The following is a 20987-nucleotide window of genomic DNA, read 5'->3' on the forward strand; positions in this document are numbered from 1 at the left end:
AAACCCTCGTCAGGTGGCTTGTCGGGCGCGCTGCGCCTCATAGGCTTTCAGGTGAACGTAGGCGATGCGCAGCACCGAAGGCGTCGGCGAACGGCCTGCCGGTGCGCGGCCGAGCAGGTCTCCCACGATGTGGTCCGCCTCGACCGGTGCACTGCGCACGATGTCCTTGTACATCGACGCCGTCATCGGCGAGCCCGGCGCCGTCATGATGGCGCGACCGCGCTCGATGGCCGCCGGGCGCGGTGCGAAGCCGTTGTGCGAGGCAATGGCGCAGCATTCGTCGAACATCGCAAGTGCCACGTCCTGGCCGCCCGCGCTGGCGATGTCGCCGATGGAAGCTCGCATCAGGCTCGTGAGGCCGGCTGCCGAGGCGATGAAGACCCATTTCTCCCACATGTCCTGCGAGATGGTTTCGCTTGCGGAGGCATCGAACTTTGCGCCGGCGAACTGGGCTGCGATGGCGTCGACGCGGGCCGAACGGCCGCCCGCGCGCTCGCCGTAGCTCAGGCCGTGCATGTCGTTGAGATGCAGCACGCGGCCTTCGTCGTCCAGCGTGGCCGAGATCATGCAAAGGCCGCCCAGCACGCGCTCGTCGCCGAAGCGTGCGACCAGGCGCTCGATGTGGCTCATGCCGTTGAGCAGGGGAAGGATGACCGTGTCCGGCCCCACAGCCGGTGCGAACGACTCCATGGTCGAGTCGAGGTCGTAGGCCTTGCTGCCGACCACGATCACGTCGAATGGCGCCTTGATGTCTTCAGCCAGCACGTGGGGCGGCGAGGGCAATTGCAGGTTGCCGAACGGGCTCTGGACCACCAGGCCTGTCTTCTCGATTTGCGCCGCGCGCCGGGGGCGCAGCAGAAAGGTCACATCGCGTCCCGCCTCCAGCAAACGGCCGCCAAAATAACCGCCGAGTGCGCCGGCACCCACCATCAAGAATCTCATCGTGCATTGCTCCTGGGTCGAAAGGACCGGGACGATGATGCCTTCGATTCAAAGCGCCTGCTTGGGGCGCCGAAAAGGCGGGCGCAATGGAAGAGCTTTTCTGGAAAAGGTCTTGGGTGCTTCGCATAATGGTTTTCACCATTTGGATTCCCTTCACTCATCAAGGAGCTTCATTCATGAGCCAGACCCGAATTGCCGTGATCGTCGGCAGCCTTCGCAAGGATTCGTACAACCAAAAGTTGGCCCTTGCGCTGGCGCACCTTGCACCGTCGGACTTCACCTTCGAGCATCTGCGCATCGACGATCTGCCCCTGTACAACCAGGACGACGACGGCAACCCGGCGGCTTCGGTGAAGCGGCTGAAAACCGAGATTGCGGCAGCGCAAGGCTTGTTGTTCGTAACGCCCGAATACAACCGCTCGTTCCCCGGCGTACTGAAGAACGCGATCGACCATGCGTCGCGGCCGTATGGGCAGAGTGCCTGGGGCGGCAAGCCTGCCGCCGTGGTGGGCATCTCCGTGGGCGCGACCGGCACCGCGCTGGCGCAGCAGCATTTGCGCAATGTGCTGGCTTACCTCGACGTTCCGACGATGGGCTCGCCGGAGATATTCCTGCAGTTCAAGGACGGCCTGTTCGACGACAAGGGCCACATCGGCAACGAGGGAACGAAGAAGTTCCTGCAGGGGTGGATGGACAAGTACGTCGCCTGGATCAAGACCCACTCGGCCGTCTGATGCACCGATCAGTCATCGGGCACGCATGAAAAAAGCCGCTCCTGGGAGCGGCTTTTGTTTTTACGCGAGCGAGGCTCAGGCGGCTTGTGCCACGTCCTTCTGGTTCGCGGCTTCGGCCGTTGCCGTGAGGATGTCGGCGCGCGCAGAAGCCAGCGCGGCGGCCTTGGGTGCGTCACCCATGGCCAGGCCTTCGGCTCGCACGAAGCGCACGTCGGTGACGCCGAAGAAGCCGAAGATCGCCGTCAGGTAGCTCTCTTGATGCTCCAGTGCCCGGCCGCCTTCGGTGGTCGAGTAGACGCCGCCGCGGCTGGACGCCACGATCACGGTCTTGCCGCCGGCCAGGCCCACGGGGCCCTTGTCGGTGTACTTGAAGGTGCGGCCGATCTGGGCGAGGCGGTCGATCCAGGCCTTGAGCTGGGTCGGGATCGAGAAGTTGTAAAGCGGCGCGCCGACCACGATGACGTCGGAGGCGAGGAACTGGCTCACGAGCTTTTCGGAGAGCTCGTTCTCGCGCTGCTGGGCTTCGGTTGGCTGGGCCTGCACGCCCGTCTTGATGCCCAGCGCATCGGCGCTGAAATGCGACGGGGTGTTCACGGCGAGGTCGAGATATTCGACCGTGGTGTCCGGATGCGCGGCTTTCCACGCGGCCACGATCTCGGCCGTGAGGAGGCGGGAGGTCGAGTTGGTACTCAGGATGCTGGAATCGACGTGGAGCAGTTTCATGGTGAATCGCTTTCGTGTGATGGTCGACGCTCAAAAGTGGCCGACGATGTGAGAATTCTATTTTTGATGCGAGTCTTCGATAAGTAGGTGAAATTTGCCTACATCGTTCTATTTACAGGACAATCGAGCGCATGCAAGACCTGAACGACATGGTTTTTTTCGCTGAAGTGGCGGAGCGGGGCGGCTTTGCCGCGGCAAGCCGCGCGCTAGGCATTCCCAAGTCACGGCTGTCGCGCCGCGTGGCCGATCTCGAGGAGCGGCTGGGCGTGCAGCTCATGCAGCGCAGCACGCGGCGGCTTTCGCTCACGCCGGCGGGCGAGATCTACTTGAGGCATTCGGCGGCCATGCGCGACGCAGCGCAGGCGGCGGCCGAGGCCGTGGCGCAGGTGCAAACGGAGCCGAGCGGCACGGTGCGGCTGAGCTGCCCCATTTCCATTGCGCACAGCGGGCTGGGCCGGTTGCTGCCGCAGTTCATGGAGCGTTACCCCGGCGTGCGGATCGACCTGCGGGTGATGAACAGGCCGGTCGACCTGATCGAGGAGGGCATCGACATCGCCTTGCGCGTGCGGCCGGCCATCGAGGACAGCACCACCCTGGTGGCCAAGGTGCTGGGAACGAGCCGCGCGGTGCTGGTGATGAGGCCGGACTTGCTGAAGCGCCAGGGGCCGGTGAAAACGCCCGCCGACCTTGTCCGGCTCCAGACCGCGGCCATGTCGGCCAACGGCGAGGGGCGCAGCGAATGGCGGCTGGAAGGCCCGAATGGCGAGATCTACACGCACGTTCATACACCGCGCTATGTGGCGGACGACCTCGCGACGCTGCAACTGGCCGTGCTCGAGGGTGCGGGCGCAACCCTGCTGCCCGGCTACATGTGCCGTGACGACGTGGAAGCGGGCCGGCTGGCGAGAGTGCTGCCCGAGTGGGGGCCTCCGGCCGTCATTGCACACATGGTTTTTCCGGCGCGGCGGGCGCTGGTGCCGGCGGTGCGGCGGTTGATCGACTTCCTGGCCGAGCATCTGCACGGGAGCGAAACCGGCATGTACTAGCGTCCGCCAAATGACCGCGCCAGGCGGTCGTTATGCGAAAAACGCCATAACCAAACAAGTAGATATTCGTTTGGCATTGAAGCAGGCGTTCGCACAATCCCAGGTCCCATCCCATCCAAGGAGCGACCATGGCGACCCTGCGACTCGGCGACACAGCCCCCAATTTCACCCAGGACTCCAGCGAAGGCCCCCTCGACTTCTATCAGTGGGCCGGCGATTCGTGGGTCGTGTTCTTCTCGCACCCGGCCGATTTCACGCCCGTTTGCACCACCGAACTCGGCAAGACCGCGGCGCTGTCGGGCGAATTTGCCAAGCGCGGCGTCAAGCCGATCGCGCTGAGCGTCGACCCGGCCACCAAGCACAAGGAATGGATCGGCGACATCAACGAGACGCAGAACACCACGGTGAACTTCCCGATCGTGGCCGACCACGACCGCAAGGTGGCCGATCTGTACGACCTGATTCACCCGAACGCCTCGGCCACTGCCACGGTGCGCAGCGTGTTCATCATCGATCCGAAGAAGGTGATTCGCGCGACCATCACTTACCCGGCATCGACCGGCCGCAATTTCGACGAAATCTTGCGCGTGATCGACTCGCTGCAGCTCACCGACAGCCACAAGGTGGCGACGCCTGTGAACTGGAAGGACGGCGACGACGTGGTCATCATCCCGAGCATCCAGGACCCGGCTGAACTGGCAGAGCGCTTTCCCAAGGGCTTCAAGGCCGTGAAGCCTTACCTGCGCATCACGCCGCAGCCCAACAAGTAAGCGGGCAGGGCAGCGGCGCCATGCAGACTTCCGTGATCATCGTGCCCGGCTGGCGCGACTCCGGGCCCGGCCATTGGCAGAGCCTGTGGCAGGAGCGCATTCCGGGCGCGGCACGGGTGGTGCAGGACGACTGGGCTTCGCCCAAGCGCGAGGCCTGGGTGTCTACGCTGGCCAGGCTGGTGCTCGAAAGCCCCGGCCCGGTGGTGATTGCCGCTCACAGCCTGGGCTGCATTGCGACGGCGCACCTGCCGGCCGAAGCGGCCGCGCGGGTCCAGGGGGCGCTCCTGGTGGCGCCGGCAGACCCCGAGCGCCGGGCCGTGCTGTCGGACTTTGCGCCGGTGCCCTATGCGGCCCTGCCGTACCGCAGCATCGTGGTGGCAAGCAGCAACGACCCGTATTGCCCGATCCGCCTGGCCGGCGCATATTCCCGCGCCTGGGGCAGTGAGTTTGTCCGCATGCAGAATGCGGGACATATCAACATCGATTCGGGGCATGGAGACTGGCCGCTCGGCCTGGCCTTGCTCCAGTCGTTGACCGACGAGCCCGCCGTCTGGCCGGCGGGCCGTGAATTTTCAGAAACCTTGGCAACCACATGACTTCCAGACTCAAGACCTTCGCCGCCGTGCTCGCGTTGGCGTCCTCCGCATTCGCAGGCAGCAGCGCCTTTGCCCAGGGCACGACGCTGCTGAACGCCTCGTACGACGTGGCGCGCGAGTTCTACAAGGACTACAACGCGGCGTTCGTGGCCCACTACAAGAAGGCCACGGGCAAGGACGTGAAGATCGACCAGTCGCATGGCGGCTCCAGCGCGCAGGCGCGCGCTGTGGCCGACGGCCTCGATGCCGATGTGGTGACAATGAACACATCCACCGACATCGACTTTCTGGCCAATACCGGCGTGGTCGCGAAGGACTGGAACAAGCAGTTCCCCGAAAACGCATCGCCGACCACGTCGACCATGCTGTTCCTGGTGCGCAACGGCAACCCCAAGGGCATCAAGGACTGGGAAGACCTGGTCAAGCCGGGCGTGCAGGTGGTCATCGTCAACCCCAAGACCGGCGGCAACGGGCGCTATGCCTACCTTGCGGCCTGGGGCTACGTGAAGAAAAAGGGCGGCACCGACGCCCAGGCGGCCGAGTTCGTCGGCAAGCTGTTCAAGAACGTGCCGGTGCTGGCACGCGGCGGCCGCGACGCGACCACCGCCTTCCTGCAGCGCAACATCGGCGACGCGCTGATCACCTTTGAATCCGAAGTGGTGTCGATCGATCGCGAGTTCGGTACGGGCAAGGTCGATTCGGTCTACCCGTCGATCAGCATCGTGGCCGAGAACCCGGTGGCACTGGTCGAGCGCACGACCAAGAAAAAGAGCACCGGCGAACTCGCCAAGGCCTACCTCGATTGGCTCTATTCCGAAGAAGCGCAGGAAATTGCAGCCAAGCATGCGCTGCGCCCGCGTTCGCCGGCTGTGCTCAAGAAGCACGCCGCCACGTTCAAGCCGCTGCAGCTCTTCACCGTGCAGGAACTGTTCGGCAGCCTCGGCGATGCACAGAAGGTGCACTTCAACGACGGCGGCCAGTTCGACAAGCTCTACACGCCCGGCGCAAAGTAAATGAGCGGCGCTGTTTCTTCGGCGCTCCCGTCCGCGGGAGCGCCGCTTTCGCATGTGAACCGGGCAGGGGGCTCCAGGCGGGTGCTGCCGGGCTTTCACATCACGCTCGGCTTTTCGATCTTTTATCTCTGCCTGATTGTTCTGATCCCGCTGTCGGCGCTGGTCTTCAAGACCTTCACGCTGAGCTGGGAGCAGTTCTGGGTGGCCGTGACTGCGCCGCGCGTCATGGCGTCTTACCGGCTCACGTTCGGCGCATCGCTGCTTGCAGCCATGGTGAATGCGGTGTTCGGCTTGCTGGTGGCCTGGGTGCTGGTGCGCTACAAGTTTCCGGGCAAGCGCATCGTCGATGCGCTGGTCGACCTGCCGTTTGCCTTGCCTACGGCGGTGGCCGGCATCTCGCTCACGGCGCTGCTTGCGGGCAACGGATGGATCGGGCAATTGCTCGAGCCGCACGGCATCAAGCTGGCGTTCACGCCGGCGGGCATTGTCATTGCGCTGATCTTCATCGGGCTGCCATTTGTGGTGCGCACCGTGCAGCCGGTGCTCGAAGATGCCGAGAAAGAGCTTGAAGAAGCCGCTACGTCGCTCGGCGCGACGCGCCTGCAGACCTTCACCAAGGTGATCTTCCCGTCGATTGCGCCCGCATTGCTTACCGGCTTTGCGATGGCTTTTGCGCGTGCCATCGGCGAATACGGCTCGGTGATCTTCATCGCCGGCAACATGCCGATGATTTCGGAAATCACGCCGCTCATCATCATCGGCAAGCTGGAGCAATACGACTTTGCCGGCGCAACCGCGGTCGCGCTCGTGATGCTGGTGATTTCGTTCATCCTGCTGCTGGTCATCAACGGCCTGCAAGCCTGGCAGCGCCGCCGCGCAGGAGCTTGAGATGAGCGCCCCTTCCAAAATCATTCGCCGCGCGCAGGCCGGCACCACCGAGTCGCCCTGGGTGCGCTGGCTGCTGATCGGCCTTGCGCTCGCGTTCATGTTCCTGTTCCTGGTGCTGCCCCTGGCGGCCGTGGCGACCGAGGCCCTGCGCAAGGGCCTGGGCGCCTATGTCGAAGCGCTGAAGGAGCCCGACGCCTGGAGCGCGATTCGCCTCACGCTGATCACCGCCGCCATTTCGGTGCCGCTGAACCTGGTGTTCGGCGTTGCCGCGGCGTGGGCCATTGCCAAGTTCGAATTCCGCGGCAAGGCCTTTCTGACCACGCTGGTCGACCTGCCATTTGCGGTGTCACCAGTGGTGGCGGGCCTGATCTACGTGTTGGTGTTCGGCGCGCAGGGCTGGCTGGGCCCATGGCTCGCGGAGCACGACATCAAGATCATCTTCGCTGTGCCGGGCATCGTGCTTGCAACGGTGTTCGTGACCTTTCCGTTCATTGCGCGCGAGCTCGTGCCGCTGATGCAGGCACAGGGCACCGACGAAGAACAAGCCGCCATCGTGCTGGGTGCGACCGGCTGGCAGACCTTCTGGCGCGTGACCTTGCCCAACATCAAGTGGGGCCTGTTGTACGGCGTGATTCTTTGCAACGCGCGCGCCATGGGCGAGTTCGGCGCGGTGTCGGTGGTGTCCGGCCACATTCGCGGGCAGACCAACACCATGCCGCTGCATGTGGAAGTGCTCTACAACGAGTACCAGTCGGTGGCGGCGTTTGCCGTGGCCTCGCTGCTGGCCATCCTGGCGCTCGTCACGCTGGTGATCAAGTCGGTTATCGAGTGGCGCCACGAGCGTGAAATGAAAGCCATTGCCGAGCTGCCGCCGGAACGTCCGCCCGAGCCCACGGTGGCCTGAGAGAGAAAGAACAAGATCATGAGCATCGAAATCCGCAACATCAGCAAGCAGTTCGGCGACTTCCGCGCCCTGAACAACGTCAACCTCGACGTCGAATCGGGTGAACTCGTCGCACTGCTCGGCCCGTCGGGCTGCGGCAAGACCACGCTGCTGCGCATCATCGCGGGGCTGGAAACGGCCGACACCGGCAGCATTCTGTTTTCGGGCGAAGACACCACCGACGTGCATGTGCGCGAGCGGCAGGTGGGCTTCGTGTTTCAGCACTACGCGCTGTTCCGCCACATGACGGTGTTCGAGAACGTGGCCTTCGGACTGCGCGTGAAGCCGCGCAAGGAGCGCCCGAGCGACGCGCAGATCAAGCAGAAGGTGACCGACCTGCTCAAGCTGGTGCAGCTCGACTGGCTGGCCGACCGCTACCCCTCGCAACTCTCGGGCGGCCAGCGGCAGCGCATTGCATTGGCGCGTGCGTTGGCAGTGGAGCCCAAGGTGCTGCTGCTCGACGAACCCTTCGGCGCGCTCGATGCCAAGGTGCGCAAGGAGCTGCGCCGCTGGCTGCGCCGGCTGCATGATGAGCTGCACGTCACCTCGATCTTCGTCACGCACGACCAGGAAGAAGCGCTCGAAGTGGCTGACCGCGTGGTAGTCATCAACAAGGGCCGCATCGAGCAGGTCGGTTCGCCGCAAGAGGTGTGGGACCAGCCCGCAAGCCCCTTCGTCTACGGCTTTTTGGGCGACGTGAACCTGTTCCATGGCCGGGCCGACAACGGCGCGGTGCAGCTGGACGGCATGCGCCTCGACTCTCCGGAGCACAGCGGCGCGCGCGACGCCAAGGCCATGGCCTACGTGCGCCCGCATGACCTCACCGTGGAGCGCTACACCGCCGGCGCCACCGGCATCGTGGCCACCTTGTCGCGCGCCATCGTGGTCGGCCCGATCGCGCGGCTGGAACTTGAGCCCACAGAAACGAATCCAGATAATCCGGGCTCCGGAACCATCATCGAAGCGCAAATCCCTGCGCAACAGTTCCGTGAACTGGGCTTGAACGAGGGCGACACAGTGGTCGCCACGCCGCGCAAGGCCCGGGTGTTCGTAGAAGAAGATTGGGTTTCCCCTTGATCGATTGGTACTTCGGCGCGCCGCGCCGCGCGTATGGGCTGATCTGCCTGGCCTGCGTTCTCATGCTGGCCTTCGGGCTCTATCTGCAGCACGTGGTCGGGCTCGAGCCTTGTCCCATGTGCATCGTGCAGCGGTATGCCTTGGTGTTGGTGGCGCTCTTCACCGGGCTGGCCGCCGTGTTCCGCAGCCGCGGCCTTCAGGTGACGGGCGGGGTGCTGGCACTGGTGTCGGCCATCGGCGGCGCCTACACGGCCGCCGCGCAGAGCTGGCTGCAGTGGTATCCGCCCGAGGTCGTCTCGTGCGGACGCGACCTGTACGGAATGATCGAGACTTTCCCGCTCAAGCGGGCGCTGCCGATGATCTTCCGTGGCGGTGGCGACTGCTCGAAGATCGACTGGTCGCTGTTCGGCCTGACGCTGGCGAACTGGTCGTTCGTCGCCTTCTTCGTTCTTGCGGTTCTGCTGCTTGTGCTGATTTTCCGCAAGCGCCCCGTAGCGCGTTGAACCAGACGCTTAAAGCGGCAAGGTGTCGAAGGCCGCGTAGGCGGTGGCAAGCCACGACTTCACGCGTTGGCGCTCCAGCAAGCCGAGCGCGTGCGGCCCTTCGCGGTCATTCACCGCCTTCCAGAAGCTGGTGTTCTGCGCATCGATCTTGCGCATGCTGGCCTCGTGCAGGCGCGGCAGCGTGATGACGCGGGCGCCGTTCGCGGTGGCCTTGGAGAGCGACTGCGACGCGAGCAGCATGCCGAAGTCGCTGCCGCGGCCATAGTTCTGCACCACGATGTAGTTGGGCCGGTTGCCGAAGGTGTCGATCAGCGTGCCGAGCAGATCGGTGGAATCTTTGCCGTCGTCCAGCACATGCCAGAAGTTGACGGCCACGCCCAGTTCGACGAACACGTCGAACAAGTCGGATTCCTTGATCCAGCGCGACAGCGGCGCCAGCGTTTGGGCCGCGAGGTCGACGATGACGCTTTGCTGCGGATTGGTTTCGAAACCGTTCACCACGGTGTCGAGCCCCTCGAAGCTGTCGACCACGATGGGCGACGCAAAGCCTTCGTAGAAGCGGGTGAACGAGCTGTGCGAGCGGTCGGTGTCGAAGCCCGTGAACGGCCGGCTGTGGTCGATGAAGTACTGCGCCAGCACGCGCGCGGTAACCGACTTGCCGACACCGCCTTTTTCGCCGCCGATGAAATTGATGGAGCTCATGAGTTGCTGCTGCCTCGAATGGGTTGAGGAGTGAAGGGCGGAATCATTCTAGGGGCGCGTTTTCTTTTCCTTTTCTCATTTGCCGCGCTTCGCCATCCCTTGCAGCAAGGGATGTGCCTGCAAGCGCTGCTGCAGCCGCTTTTTCCACGGCGCAGGCAGCGTCGATGCGTCGATCATTGCGGGCCACTGGCTGCGCGCGAGCCGTGCGGTGTCTGCGATGACGCGTCGGACCATCGGCTCGTGCAGCCCGGTCGAGAAGCAGAAGGCGCGTATGTTGGCGGGCGTGAACAATGCCGTGCGTTTGGGTGCGGCACCTCCGCCCGCCGCTAGCAGAAGAGGCAAGGCATGGCCGTCGACGCCCTGGAGCGCGGCATATGCCACGATGTCGTAGGCCGGCGCCAGCCGTGGCGCGATGCCGTCGGGGTAGATCACGCCGAAATTCTTCAGGTGTGCATCGGGGTTGCCGAGCAGGTCGTTCACCGCCAAGCGCCGAACGAGTTCGAGCACGGCTTCTTCGCCCAGCGAAGGAAAGGCGCGCATGGCAAGCGCCATGTCGAGGTAGCTGGCGCTGTACTTGTGCATCGGGTCAACCGCAAGCACCTGCGCAAAGTCTTCGAAATGAATGCGGCGCGCGCCCTCGCGGTCGAAGCGGGTGACGGCAAGAAAATCAGGCTCGTCGGGCAGCGCATAACTGTGCTCGGCCGCAATGGCGGAGAGCGGTGCCAGTTCGGCATGGCAGACCTCGACGCCGGCCGCGCCAGCCATTTGGAGCGAAAGCATTTCGAGCTGCGGCATGTGCGGCCGGCCGGCCATGGGCAACTTGGCGATCACGCGTGTGCTGGCACCGGCACGCGTGCGGGCCACGTAGCGGCCGCCCTGGCGGCGCAGGCCGAGCTTGGGCTGCACACCCGACACCGAAATGCCTTGGGGCATGGGCAGTTCGACCACGGACATCTCGAGCGCGTCCTGGTCCTGGGTGATGAGCCGTTGCAGCGTGCCGCGGTCCACCGAAACCGGCCGGGCGCTCACCGCGCCGGGAAGGTCGCCGCCGCAAGCCGCGAGGAGCTCGAAATGGTCGTTCTCGCGGCAGCCACGCAACTGCGCGATATGGCTGCGCAGAACGCCCTCGGGCAAGAGGTTCTGAAAAAAGCGCGGAAGCTGACCACCCTGTGCGTTGAAGAGCGGGTTCTTCACGTCGCTCCACAGTGCCGCCTGGGTGGCCGGATCGCTTGCCACCATCGAAAGCGACAGCACTTCAGCCGGCGGAGCGGCCACCAGTTCGGGCTCTGCCACGAAGCGGCACAGGTCGGCGTATTGAAAGAGCTTGCCGAAGCGCCGCGAACCCAGCGAGATTTCGAGGATCTTGACGTTCATGGCGAACGGCGCCGCTTGTTGGCGTACGGCGGCGGGGAGGGCGCCTGCGCGATGGCGTGGCCCACGCGGGTGGCAACCGGGCGGTAGCCGTCATCGGGGGCCGTGCTCTCGCCGAAGCCCTTGGGTGCAAGCTGCAGTTCGAGGCCGATGGCGTCGACCAGCGCCAGCAGCGACGACAGCTGCGGATTGCCCTTGAGGCTCAGCGCGTTTCGAACCGAGCGCTCGGTCAGGCCGGAGCGTTCCGCGATTTCGGCGTTGGAGAGACCCGCGGCATCGCGGCGGGCGGTGAGAGCAGCAATGAGTTCTTGTTTGATCACGGAAACATATTACCGTAAACCGCTATTTGGGAAATACATTTCCCGGGTATGTCTATTGCCTTATCTGGGAATCAGGGTGAAGAAGGGCATGACGACACCCATGATCCAGTTCTGCCCGAAGTCGAGCGCGGCGCGGCGGTATTTTTCGTCGGCCTGCGCGGCCAGCAGGTCGAGCCGGGCCACCACCTTCGACAACTCCCGGTCTGCCACGAGGTTACGGCCGCGCTCGCTGATTTCGGTCGCCAGCAGCAAGGGCTGGCCGTCCGGTCCGGTCTTCGAGGAGATCAGCCACAGCGATATTTCGAAATTGCGCGCGGCCCGGTAGCTGTTCTCGGCATTGACGCCGTCCAGCATCGTCTGGTCCCACGTGTCGCCGTTGGCTTGCTTGAGCATCGAAGCCCAGCCGACGACCAATGCCGCAACCCGGTCGCCCTGGTAACCCTGTGGGCTGGTGTCGAAGGCCAGGCGGATCGCGTCGATGCCGGTGGCGCCGCGCAATTCGGGCAGGGCCGGGCCAGTCAACACCGCGTCCCAGGCGCGCTGGGAGGCCGCTTCGATGCTTGCCGCCGATTTGCGCCATTCGCGTGGGTTGCGCCGGTACAGCGTGGTTTGCACGCGCCGGATCGATTGCAGGTTGTCTCGCAAGGAAAGGTTGGCAATGCGGTTGGCGCTCGATTGCAACCATTCCTGGTTGGCATAGGGTTCGGCGCGTTCGGTGGAACGGGTGGCCGCGCAACCGCCAAGGCCCAGCAGTGCAGCTGCGCCAGCCAGCAGGTAGCCGCGGCGCGCGGTGAAGGGTGAAACCAGGGAATCGCTCATGCCCTGACGTTATCATCCACAGCTGGGGCGGCGGCCTGCTTCAAGCGGCGGGCCCGTGCAATTTTCCTTACAAATCAATACCTTGGCGCTATGCCAAGGCAGGCCGACAAGTCGTGCGTCTCAATTCCATCAAGCTTTCAGGCTTCAAGTCGTTCGCCGAACCGACCAACTTCCTGCTGCCAGGCCAACTGGTCGGCGTGGTCGGGCCGAACGGTTGCGGCAAGTCGAACATCATGGATGCGGTGCGCTGGGTGCTGGGCGAGTCGCGCGCGTCGGAGCTGCGCGGCGAGTCGATGCAGGACGTGATCTTCAACGGCACGACCACGCGCAAGCAGGCCAGCCGCTCGAGCGTGGAACTGGTGTTCGACAACGCCGACCATCGCGCCGGCGGCCAGTGGAACCAGTTCGGCGAAATTGCCGTGCGGCGCGTGCTCACGCGCGACGGCACCAGCAGCTACTACATCAACAACCAGCCGGTGCGCCGGCGCGACGTGCAGGACGTGTTCCTGGGCACGGGCCTCGGCCCGCGTGCCTACGCCATCATCGGACAGGGCACGATCAGCCGGATCATCGAGTCCAAGCCCGAAGAACTGCGCCTGTTCCTGGAAGAAGCGGCGGGTGTTTCCAAGTACAAGGAACGCCGGCGCGAAACCGAGAATCGCCTGGGCGACACGCGCGAGAACCTCACGCGGGTCGAAGACATTCTTCGCGAACTGAACGCAAACCTCGAAAAACTCGAGAAGCAGGCCGAGGTGGCCGCGCGCTACAACACGCTGCAGGGCGAAGCCACCAAGAAGCAGCACCAGCTGTGGTTCCTGAAGCGCAGCGAAAGCGACGCAGACCAGGCCAAGATCAAGGCCGACTCCGAAAAGGCAATCAACGACCTGGAGTCGCGCACGGCCGACCTGCGCCGCATCGAATCCGAACTCGAAACCGTGCGCCAAGCCCACTATGCGGCCGGAGACCAGGTAAACCAGGCCCAGGGCAAGCTCTACGAAGCCAGCGCCGAAGTCGGTCGCCTCGAAGGCGAGATCCGCTTCGTGGTCGAAGGCCGCCAGCGCGTGGAGCAGCGGCTGGTTCAATTGCGCGAGCAAATGGGCCAATGGGGCCGCCGCCGTGAAGAGGCCGAGGCCGAAATCGAAACCCTGGCCGGCCAGGGCGTCGATGCCGAAGAGCAAGCCGTCATGCTGGCCGCACAGCTCGAAGAGCACGACGCCCGTAGGCCCGAACTGGAAGAGGCCCAGCAACGCGCCCAGGACGAGGCCAATGCGCAGCGAGCCGCGGTCGTGCAGATTCAGCAGCAGATTCAGGTGCTGGCCGCCGACCAGCGCAACATCGAAGACCAGAGCCGGGTGCTCACCCAGCGCGGCGAACGCCTGCGCGCCGATCAGAACGCACTGGCCGCACCCGACGAAGCCCGCCTGCAGTCCATGCAGGAAGAGCACGCCGCGGCCCAAGAAGCCGCGAGCGAAGCCGACGCCCGCCTGCACGAGTTGCAGGAGTCGGTGCCGCAGCTCGACGACGACCGCAGGACGAAGCAGCAGGCCGTCAATAGCGAGAGCGCCCGGCACGCCGAGCTCTCGGCGCGGCTCGAAGCGCTGCGTGCCCTTCAGGAAAAGGTCAAGACCGACGGCAAGCTCGCGCCCTGGCTCGCCAAGCATGGCCTTGAAGGTATGCAAGGCCTGTGGAGCCGCATTCATATCGAGCAGGGTTGGGAAAACGCCCTTGAAGCGGCGCTGCGCGAGCGCCTGGGCGCGCTCGAAGTCAGCCGGCTCGACATGGTGCGCGCCTTCGGCAACGACGCGCCGCCCGCCAAGCTGGCGTTCTACAGCCCGCCTGATGCCGGCTTGCCGCAAGGCGCTGCCGCGCTACCGCGCCTGTCCAGCCTGCTGCGCCTGAATGATGCAGGTCTGCAAGCTTTGCTGACCGACTGGCTCCACGGCTGCTACACGGCGCAGAGTTTCGAAGAAGCCCTTGCGCAGCGCAGCACGCTGCAGCCCGGCGAAGTCATCTACGTGCAGAGCGGCCACGCTGTGTTCTCGCACAGCGTGAACTTCTACGCCCCCGATTCCGAGCAGGCCGGCCTGTTGGCGCGCCAGCAGGAAATGGAAAACCTCGAGCGCCAGCTGCGCGCCCAGACGCTCATCAGCGAAGAGGCGCGCACGGCCTTGGTCCGCGCCGAAGCCGCCTACGCCGATGCCGCGCAGCGCCTTGTCACGGCGCGCCGTGAAGCGGCCGAGACGCAATCGCGCGCACACGAACTGCAGGTCGAAACCCTGCGCATGACGCAGCTTGCCGAGCAGACGCGAGCGCGAAGCGAGCAACTCGCAGCCGACCTCGCCGAAGTCGATGCGCAGCTCGAGGAGCTGCAGGAAAAGCGCATGGCCGCCGAGGGCCGCTTCGAAGAGCTCGACATGCAGTTGGCCGATAGCCAGGAGCGCCATGCGCAGCTCGACGAGCGCGTGATCGAGGCTGGCCGTGCACTCGCCGCGAGCCGCGAGCAGCATCGCAGCCTGGAGCGCCAAGCGCAGGAAGCCACTTTCTCGCAGCGCACGCTCGAAGCCCGCCGCGGCGAACTGAGCCGGGCCATCGAAACCGCATCGCAGCAGGTGGTGGCCCTTACCGATGAAGACGAGCGCGCCAGGGCCGAGCTCGGTCGGCTGTCGGACGCTGCAGCCCAGGCCGGCCTGCAGGACGCACTGGCGCTCAAGCTCGAGCGCGAAGCCGCCTTGGGTGCCGCGCGCAGCCAGTATGACGACCTCACGCTGAAGCTGCGCGCCAGCGATGAACGCCGGCTCCAGCTCGAACGCGAACTGGATCCGCTGCGCCAGCGCATCACCGAATTCCAGCTCAAGGAACAGGCCGCACGCCTGGGTGTCGAGCAGTACCAGCAGTTGCTGGACGACGCCGGTGCCGATCTCGAAGCGGTCGCCCAGTCAATCGAAACCGACAAGGTGCGCCTCACGGGCCTGCAAAGCGAAATCGACCGCCTGAACCGCGAAGTGGTCGCATTGGGCGCGGTCAATCTGGCAGCGCTGGACGAACTTGCGATTGCCAGCGAGCGCAAGACCTTCCTCGATGCGCAGTCGGCCGACCTGAACGAAGCCATCGGCACCCTCGAAGACGCCATCCGCAAGATCGACGGCGAAACGCGCGAGCTTCTTGGCGGCACCTTCAAGATCGTCAACGAACACTTCAGCCGCATGTTCCCCGAGCTCTTCGGCGGCGGAAATGCCCGGCTGATGATGACGGGCGACGAAATCCTGGATTCGGGCGTGCAGGTGATGGCGCAGCCTCCCGGCAAGAAGAACCAGACCATCCACTTGCTCTCGGGCGGCGAAAAGGCGCTCACGGCCATTGCGCTGGTTTTTGCCATCTTCCAGCTCAATCCGGCACCTTTCTGTCTGCTCGACGAGGTGGACGCGCCGCTGGACGACGCGAACACCGAACGCTATGCCAAACTCGTGACCGCCATGAGCCGCGAAACCCAGTTCCTCTTCATCAGCCACAACAAGATCGCCATGGAAATGGCCGAGCAGCTGATCGGTGTCACCATGCAGGAACAGGGCGTGTCCCGCATCGTTGCGGTCGACATGGAATCGGCCGTCTCGATGGTCGAAGCTGCTTAAGCCGAGCAGCGCGCATGAGCAATCTCACTCTCGCCCTGGCCATCCTCGGCGGCCTCGTTCTCGCGGCTGTCGTGGCCTACAACACCGTCACTTCGCGCCGCAATGCGCCGCGGCAGCCCGACGCCGCCAGCGACGATTTTTCCGATGCCGACCGTTCGCCGGCGTCCGCGGCCGACGGCGTGGAGCCGATGCTGCACATTGACCCGCACCAGATGCCGCCGGGCCAGGAGCGGCACGAGCCCTTGTTCGACCCTGACCTGCCAGCGCCCGGCGCCAGCCCCTTGCCCACGGCCGAGCGTCGCGGCGGCCTCGATCCGCTCATCGACGTGATCGCACCGGTGTCGCTGGACGGCCTTGCGTCGGGCGACGCAGCCATTGCGGCCATGCCGCCCACCCGCCGCGCGGGCAGCAAGCCTGTTGCCATCGAAGGCCTGAACGAGCATACCGGCCAGTGGGAGCCGCCCGTGCCGGGCCAGCGCTACAGCGCGTTCCAGGTGGGCGTGCAGCTGGCCAACCGCACCGGCGCGCTCAACGAAATCGAGTATTCCGAATTCGTGGTGAAGGCGCAGGCCTTTGCGGATGCCGTCAACGGCGCGCTCGAATTTCCTGAAATGCTCGATGAAGTGGCGCGTGCGCGCGAGCTCGACCAGTTCGCCAGTGCTCACGATGCGCAGCTGGGCTTTGTGCTGCGCGCGCTGCACGCGGCATGGAGCCCCGGCTATGTGCAGCAGAACGCGGCGCGGCTGGGCTTTGTGGCGGGCATCATTCCCGGCCGCATGGTGCTGCCGACCAGCGAAGTCGGGCTGCCGCCGATCCTCGGGCTGTCGTTCGACACGCAGGCCGCCCTGGCCGACGATCCGGCGCAGTCGGCCATCCGCGAGCTCAGCCTGAGCCTGGACGTGCCGCAGGTCGACCGCGCCGAGCAGCCGTTCCGCCGCATGCGCGAGGCCGCCGCCACGCTGGCGCGCGAGATGGATGGCGTGGTGACCGACAGCGATGGGCAACTGCTGCGCGAGGAAACCATGGACGTGATCGGCGCTGACCTCGAGCAGCTCTACGACACGCTCGAGTCGCGCGATCTGGCCGCCGGTTCGCCTTTGGCGCGACGCCTCTTCAGCTGATCCGATTTCTTCGGGAGACACCCATGACAACGCGCGACGAAGCGGCACGCGAAGCCGCCGCACTGAGCGAACTGCTCCACAAGCACGCCCACCTTTATTACGTGCTCGATGCGCCCGAACTGCCCGACGCCGAGTACGACAAGCTGTTCCAGCGGCTGCAAGCCATCGAGGCCGAGTTTCCCGATCTCCGCACACCCGATTCGCCCACGCAGCGCGTCGGCGGTAAGGTGCTCGACGGCTTCGTGAAGGTGCGCCACAAGGTGCCGATGCTGTCGATTCGCACCGAGACCGACATCACGCCCGGCGGCGCCAGCGCTTTCGACGCCCGCGTGCGCAAGGAACTGGGCCTGCCTGAGGACGGGCCGCAGGTCGAGTACGTCTGCGAGCTCAAGTTCGACGGCCTGGCCATGAACCTGCGCTACGAGAACGGCGTGCTGGTGCAGGCCGCAACGCGCGGCGACGGCGAGGTCGGAGAAGAGGTTACGCAGAACATCCGCACGGTGCGCGATATTCCGCTGCGGCTGAACGGCAAGGCACCGCCCGTGGTCGAGGTGCGTGGCGAGGTCTACATGAAGCGCGCCGACTTCGACGCGCTCAATGAGCGCCAGCGAGAGAAGATTGCGGCCGGCCAGAAGAACGAGAAGGTGTTCGTCAATCCGCGCAACGCAGCAGCCGGCGCGGTGCGCCAACTCGACCCGGCCATTGCCGCGGCGCGCCCGCTGAGCTTTTTTGCCTATGGTCTCGGCGAGGTCACGCCGGCCAGCGAGGGCGGTCCGGATTTTCCGACCCAGTTCGACTGGCTGCAGCAGTTCGACGCATGGGGTTTTCCGGTGGCCAAGCAGACGGCGCGTGCGAGGGGGGCGATCGAGTTGATCGCGTTCCACGAGAACATCGGCCGTCAGCGCGATGCCTTGCCCTACGACATCGACGGCGTCGTCTACAAGGTCGACAGCCTGGAGCTGCAGCGGCAGCTCGGCTTCGTCTCGCGCGAGCCGCGCTGGGCCGTGGCGCACAAGTACCCTGCGCAGGAACAACTCACCGAGGTGCTCGGCATCGAAGTGCAGGTGGGCCGCACCGGCAAGCTCACGCCGGTGGCCAAGCTCGCACCCGTGTTTGTCGGCGGCGTGACCGTGACCAACGCCACGCTGCACAACGAGGACGAGGCGCGCCGCAAGGACGTGCGCGTGGGCGACCAGGTCATCGTGCGTCGCGCGGGCGACGTGATTCCCGAAGTGGTCGGCGTGGTGCCCGAGAGCCTGGCCAAGCCCGAGGGCGAGCGCGGCCCGTTGTTCACCATGCCGCGCCAGTGCCCGGTGTGCGGATCGGAAGCGCTGCGCGAAGAGGGCGAAGTCGACTACCGCTGCACAGGCGGCCTGTTCTGCGCCGCCCAGCGCAAGGAAGCCATCCTGCACTTTGCGGCGCGCCGCGCGGTCGATATCGACGGGCTCGGCGACAAGTTGGTCGAGCAACTGGTGGATGCCAACCTGATCCGCACCTTGCCCGACCTGTACAGGCTGGGCTTCACCACCTTGGCGGGCCTGGACCGCATGGCGGAGAAGTCGGCCAAGAACCTCGTCGACGCGCTGCAAGCGTCGAAGAAAACCACACTGCCGCGCTTTCTGTTCGGGCTGGGTATCCGGCATGTGGGTGAAAGCACCGCGAAGGACCTGGCCAAACATTTCGGCAAGCTCGACGCGATCATGGTTGCGACCGAAGAACAGTTGCTCGAGGTCAACGACGTCGGCCCGGTGGTGGCGCAAAGCCTGCGCACCTTCTTCGACCAGCCGCACAACCGCGAGGTGGTCGAGCAGTTGCGGGCCTGCGGTCTGACGTGGGAAGAGGGCGAACCTGCCGCCCGCGCGCCCAAGCCGCTGGCGGGGCTGACCTTCGTCATCACCGGCACCCTTCCTACGCTCAGCAGGGACGAAGCAAAGGACAAACTGGAATCAGCCGGTGCCAAGGTGGCCGGCTCCGTCAGCAAGAAGACCAACTACCTGGTTGCGGGCGAGGAGGCCGGCAGCAAGCTGGACAAGGCCCGCGAGCTTGGCGTGAGCGTGATCGACGAGGCGGGTATGCTGGAGATACTCGCCAACGGCGTGCCGGGTTGAGAGCTTGGAGGTTCGGCGTTCTTACGGGTGGTTACGTGACTTCACACCCGCGCAGTCAACAGGGACTACAAGCTGGCGTTGAAGACAAAAGGCTGACAAGGAGTCCCTTATGCAGAAAATTCGTGTTCTCGGTACCTGCGTCGCCATCGGCGGCATCGCGCTGCTCGGCGGCTGCGTTGCGGTGCCCGGCGATCCTTACTACAACGGGGGCTACTCGCAGCCGTATTACGACAGCCCGGTGGTCGTTCAGCCGGCGCCCGTCTACATTGAAGGCGGCGCCTACTACGAAGGCCGTCGTCCTTACTACGGTGGACGGCCCTATTACGGTGACCGGCCCTACTACGGGCGGCCAGGTTATCCGGCTGTGCGGCCGGGCTACCCGGTGGGACGTCCGGGCTGGGGCGGCGGCGGTGGACGGCCGCCCGGTGGTGGCGCGATCGTGCCGCCGACTGGCAATACAGGCGTTTCGCCATTGCCGCAGTACCGCTCGCCACCGCCGAACGCTCGTCAACGGTTGTACACGTCGCCCGACTCCAAGAATCAAACGCCTCCCTGATCGGAGCGTGGCGGGCCACTGAGCCTTGGCGCACGGCTGTCGCGATAATCCCGCCATGGCCATTCGCGAAATCCTGAAAATGGGCGATCCCCGGCTGCTGCGCGTTGCGCAGCCGGTCAGCGCTTTCGACACCGACGAACTGCACCTTCTGGTGCGCGACATGTTCGAGACGATGATTGCGGTCAACGGTGCCGGGCTGGCCGCACCGCAGATCGGCGTCGACCAGCAGCTGGTCATTTTCGGCACAGACGTCGTCAACCCACGCTACCCCGATGCACCGCCGGTGCCCCGCACCGTGCTGCTGAATCCCGTCATCACGCCGATTGGCAACGAGGAAGAAGAGGGCTGGGAAGGGTGTCTTTCGGTGCCGGGCCTTCGCGGCGTGGTGCCGCGCTTTTCGAGCATCCGCTATACCGGCTTCGATCCGTATGGCGATCCGATCGACCGGACCGTGAGCGGTTTTCATGCGCGCGTGGTGCAGCACGAGGTCGATCATCTGCTTGGCAAGCTCTACCCGATGCGGGTGCGCGACTTTTCGCGCTTCGGCTACACCGACGTGCTGTTTCCCGGGCTCGACGCCAACGACGACGACTGAGAAAAAGCGGCCGGTTCATCACCGGCCGCATGCGTTCAGTTGTACTTGCCGCCCAGGCCGAAGCGGCCACCGCCGAACAGCGCGACGGCAATTGCCGAGAACAGGAACATACCCTGCAGTTCCAGCGCCCAGCCGCCTTGCCCATTGAGCGCGCCCAGGTCCTTCTGGTGAACCAGCCAGATCGCCACCACCATGTTGATGGCAACGATCAGCGCTGCCGGGCGGGTGAACAGGCCCACGATCAGCAGCACGGGGGCGAGGATTTCACCCACGTAGACCAGGTATGCCATGGCCGCCGGCAGCCCGTGGGATGCCAGCATGCCGCCGATGCCGTCGACGCCCTTGCCGACCTTCGCAATGCCGTGCAGCAGGATAAGAATGCCGAGTGCAACGCGCAGAACGAGCTTGCCGGTGTCATCGGATTTGGTCATGAGCAGATTCCTGGTGAGAGTGATTGAAGGGCCATATGTTAGTGAATGTGCCACGGGCAGGAAAAGCCCGGAGCGGCTCACGATGCGGCATATGCATTCA

21 protein-coding genes are annotated in these 20987 nt (G+C 65.1%); 14 read left to right on the forward strand and 7 right to left on the reverse strand.

Annotated elements, in window-relative coordinates; all coding sequences use genetic code 11:
* Nucleotides 1-9: 9 nt before the first annotated feature.
* Complete coding sequence (panE, locus tag M0765_RS22825; protein WP_258506049.1) at nt 10-942, reverse strand: 2-dehydropantoate 2-reductase; 933 nt, start codon at nt 940-942, stop codon at nt 10-12.
* A 176-nt stretch (nt 943-1118) separates the two neighbouring features.
* On the opposite strand from panE, the gene M0765_RS22830 reads away from it, so the two are divergent.
* Nucleotides 1119-1676: an NADPH-dependent FMN reductase gene (locus M0765_RS22830; protein ID WP_258506050.1), complete on the forward strand. Its 558-nt coding sequence runs from the start codon at nt 1119-1121 to the stop codon at nt 1674-1676.
* 75 nt (nt 1677-1751) lie between these two features.
* Here M0765_RS22830 and M0765_RS22835 read toward each other — a convergent pair whose 3' ends face one another.
* A complete protein-coding gene (locus M0765_RS22835) occupies nt 1752-2399 on the reverse strand; it encodes an FMN-dependent NADH-azoreductase (RefSeq protein ID WP_258506052.1) in 648 nt (215 codons plus the stop codon).
* Between the two features lie 131 nt (nt 2400-2530).
* On the opposite strand from M0765_RS22835, the gene M0765_RS22840 reads away from it, so the two are divergent.
* The 8 genes from M0765_RS22840 (at nt 2531) to M0765_RS22875 (ending at nt 9235) form a co-directional block, all read left to right on the forward strand.
* Entirely contained in the window at nt 2531-3445 is a 915-nt protein-coding gene (locus tag M0765_RS22840) for a LysR family transcriptional regulator (RefSeq protein ID WP_258506054.1), read from the forward strand.
* A gap of 128 nt (nt 3446-3573) precedes the next feature.
* Entirely contained in the window at nt 3574-4215 is a 642-nt protein-coding gene (locus tag M0765_RS22845) for a peroxiredoxin (protein ID WP_258506056.1), read from the forward strand.
* 20 nt (nt 4216-4235) lie between these two features.
* The gene (locus M0765_RS22850) at nt 4236-4811 is read left to right on the forward strand and encodes an RBBP9/YdeN family alpha/beta hydrolase (RefSeq protein ID WP_258506057.1); all 576 of its coding nucleotides are present in this window, start codon (nt 4236-4238) and stop codon (nt 4809-4811) included.
* Entirely contained in the window at nt 4808-5824 is a 1017-nt protein-coding gene (locus M0765_RS22855) for a sulfate ABC transporter substrate-binding protein (RefSeq protein ID WP_258506058.1), read from the forward strand. The genes M0765_RS22850 and M0765_RS22855 overlap by 4 nt, the downstream gene beginning before the upstream one ends.
* Nucleotides 5825-6712, forward strand: coding sequence for a sulfate ABC transporter permease subunit CysT (gene cysT, locus M0765_RS22860; protein WP_258506059.1), 888 nt, complete (start codon nt 5825-5827; stop codon nt 6710-6712).
* Between the two features lies 1 nt (nt 6713).
* Nucleotides 6714-7616 (forward strand): sulfate ABC transporter permease subunit CysW, encoded by a 903-nt coding sequence (gene cysW, locus M0765_RS22865; RefSeq protein ID WP_258506061.1) that lies wholly within the window; start codon nt 6714-6716, stop codon nt 7614-7616.
* A gap of 18 nt (nt 7617-7634) precedes the next feature.
* Complete coding sequence (locus M0765_RS22870; RefSeq protein ID WP_126746404.1) at nt 7635-8732, forward strand: sulfate/molybdate ABC transporter ATP-binding protein; 1098 nt, start codon at nt 7635-7637, stop codon at nt 8730-8732.
* Nucleotides 8729-9235, forward strand: coding sequence for a disulfide bond formation protein B (locus M0765_RS22875; protein ID WP_258506062.1), 507 nt, complete (start codon nt 8729-8731; stop codon nt 9233-9235). The genes M0765_RS22870 and M0765_RS22875 overlap by 4 nt, the downstream gene beginning before the upstream one ends.
* A gap of 9 nt (nt 9236-9244) precedes the next feature.
* Here M0765_RS22875 and M0765_RS22880 read toward each other — a convergent pair whose 3' ends face one another.
* From M0765_RS22880 to M0765_RS22895, 4 genes are all read right to left on the reverse strand, one after another.
* Nucleotides 9245-9937 carry a mobilization protein gene (locus M0765_RS22880; RefSeq protein WP_126746403.1) on the reverse strand — a complete coding sequence of 231 codons (693 nt, stop codon included), beginning with the start codon at nt 9935-9937 and terminating at the stop codon, nt 9245-9247.
* Between the two features lie 75 nt (nt 9938-10012).
* The gene (locus tag M0765_RS22885) at nt 10013-11311 is read right to left on the reverse strand and encodes a type II toxin-antitoxin system HipA family toxin (protein ID WP_258506063.1); all 1299 of its coding nucleotides are present in this window, start codon (nt 11309-11311) and stop codon (nt 10013-10015) included.
* Nucleotides 11308-11628: a helix-turn-helix domain-containing protein gene (locus M0765_RS22890; RefSeq protein ID WP_258506064.1), complete on the reverse strand. Its 321-nt coding sequence runs from the start codon at nt 11626-11628 to the stop codon at nt 11308-11310. The genes M0765_RS22885 and M0765_RS22890 overlap by 4 nt, the downstream gene beginning before the upstream one ends.
* Before the next feature lie 60 nt (nt 11629-11688).
* Nucleotides 11689-12447, reverse strand: a complete 759-nt coding sequence (locus tag M0765_RS22895; protein ID WP_258506065.1) for a hypothetical protein — start codon at nt 12445-12447, stop codon at nt 11689-11691.
* A 113-nt stretch (nt 12448-12560) separates the two neighbouring features.
* On the opposite strand from M0765_RS22895, the gene smc reads away from it, so the two are divergent.
* The 5 genes from smc (at nt 12561) to def (ending at nt 20456) form a co-directional block, all read left to right on the forward strand.
* The gene (gene smc, locus M0765_RS22900; protein ID WP_258506066.1) at nt 12561-16076 is read left to right on the forward strand and encodes a chromosome segregation protein SMC; all 3516 of its coding nucleotides are present in this window, start codon (nt 12561-12563) and stop codon (nt 16074-16076) included.
* Between the two features lie 14 nt (nt 16077-16090).
* On the forward strand, nt 16091-17197 hold the full coding sequence (locus tag M0765_RS22905; protein WP_258506067.1) for a cell division protein ZipA C-terminal FtsZ-binding domain-containing protein: 1107 nt from the start codon (nt 16091-16093) through the stop codon (nt 17195-17197).
* Nucleotides 17198-17220: 23 nt separating this feature from the next.
* The gene (ligA, locus tag M0765_RS22910) at nt 17221-19305 is read left to right on the forward strand and encodes an NAD-dependent DNA ligase LigA (protein WP_258506069.1); all 2085 of its coding nucleotides are present in this window, start codon (nt 17221-17223) and stop codon (nt 19303-19305) included.
* Nucleotides 19306-19414: 109 nt separating this feature from the next.
* Nucleotides 19415-19861 carry a hypothetical protein gene (locus M0765_RS22915; RefSeq protein ID WP_258506070.1) on the forward strand — a complete coding sequence of 149 codons (447 nt, stop codon included), beginning with the start codon at nt 19415-19417 and terminating at the stop codon, nt 19859-19861.
* Nucleotides 19862-19916: 55 nt separating this feature from the next.
* Nucleotides 19917-20456, forward strand: a complete 540-nt coding sequence (gene def / locus M0765_RS22920; RefSeq protein WP_258506071.1) for a peptide deformylase — start codon at nt 19917-19919, stop codon at nt 20454-20456.
* A 35-nt stretch (nt 20457-20491) separates the two neighbouring features.
* On the opposite strand, the gene M0765_RS22925 is transcribed toward def, so the two are convergent.
* On the reverse strand, nt 20492-20887 hold the full coding sequence (locus M0765_RS22925; protein ID WP_258506072.1) for a DoxX family protein: 396 nt from the start codon (nt 20885-20887) through the stop codon (nt 20492-20494).
* Nucleotides 20888-20987 lie beyond the last annotated feature (100 nt).

Source organism: Variovorax sp. S12S4, from assembly GCF_023195515.1.
Lineage (GTDB): Bacteria > Pseudomonadota > Gammaproteobacteria > Burkholderiales > Burkholderiaceae_C > Variovorax.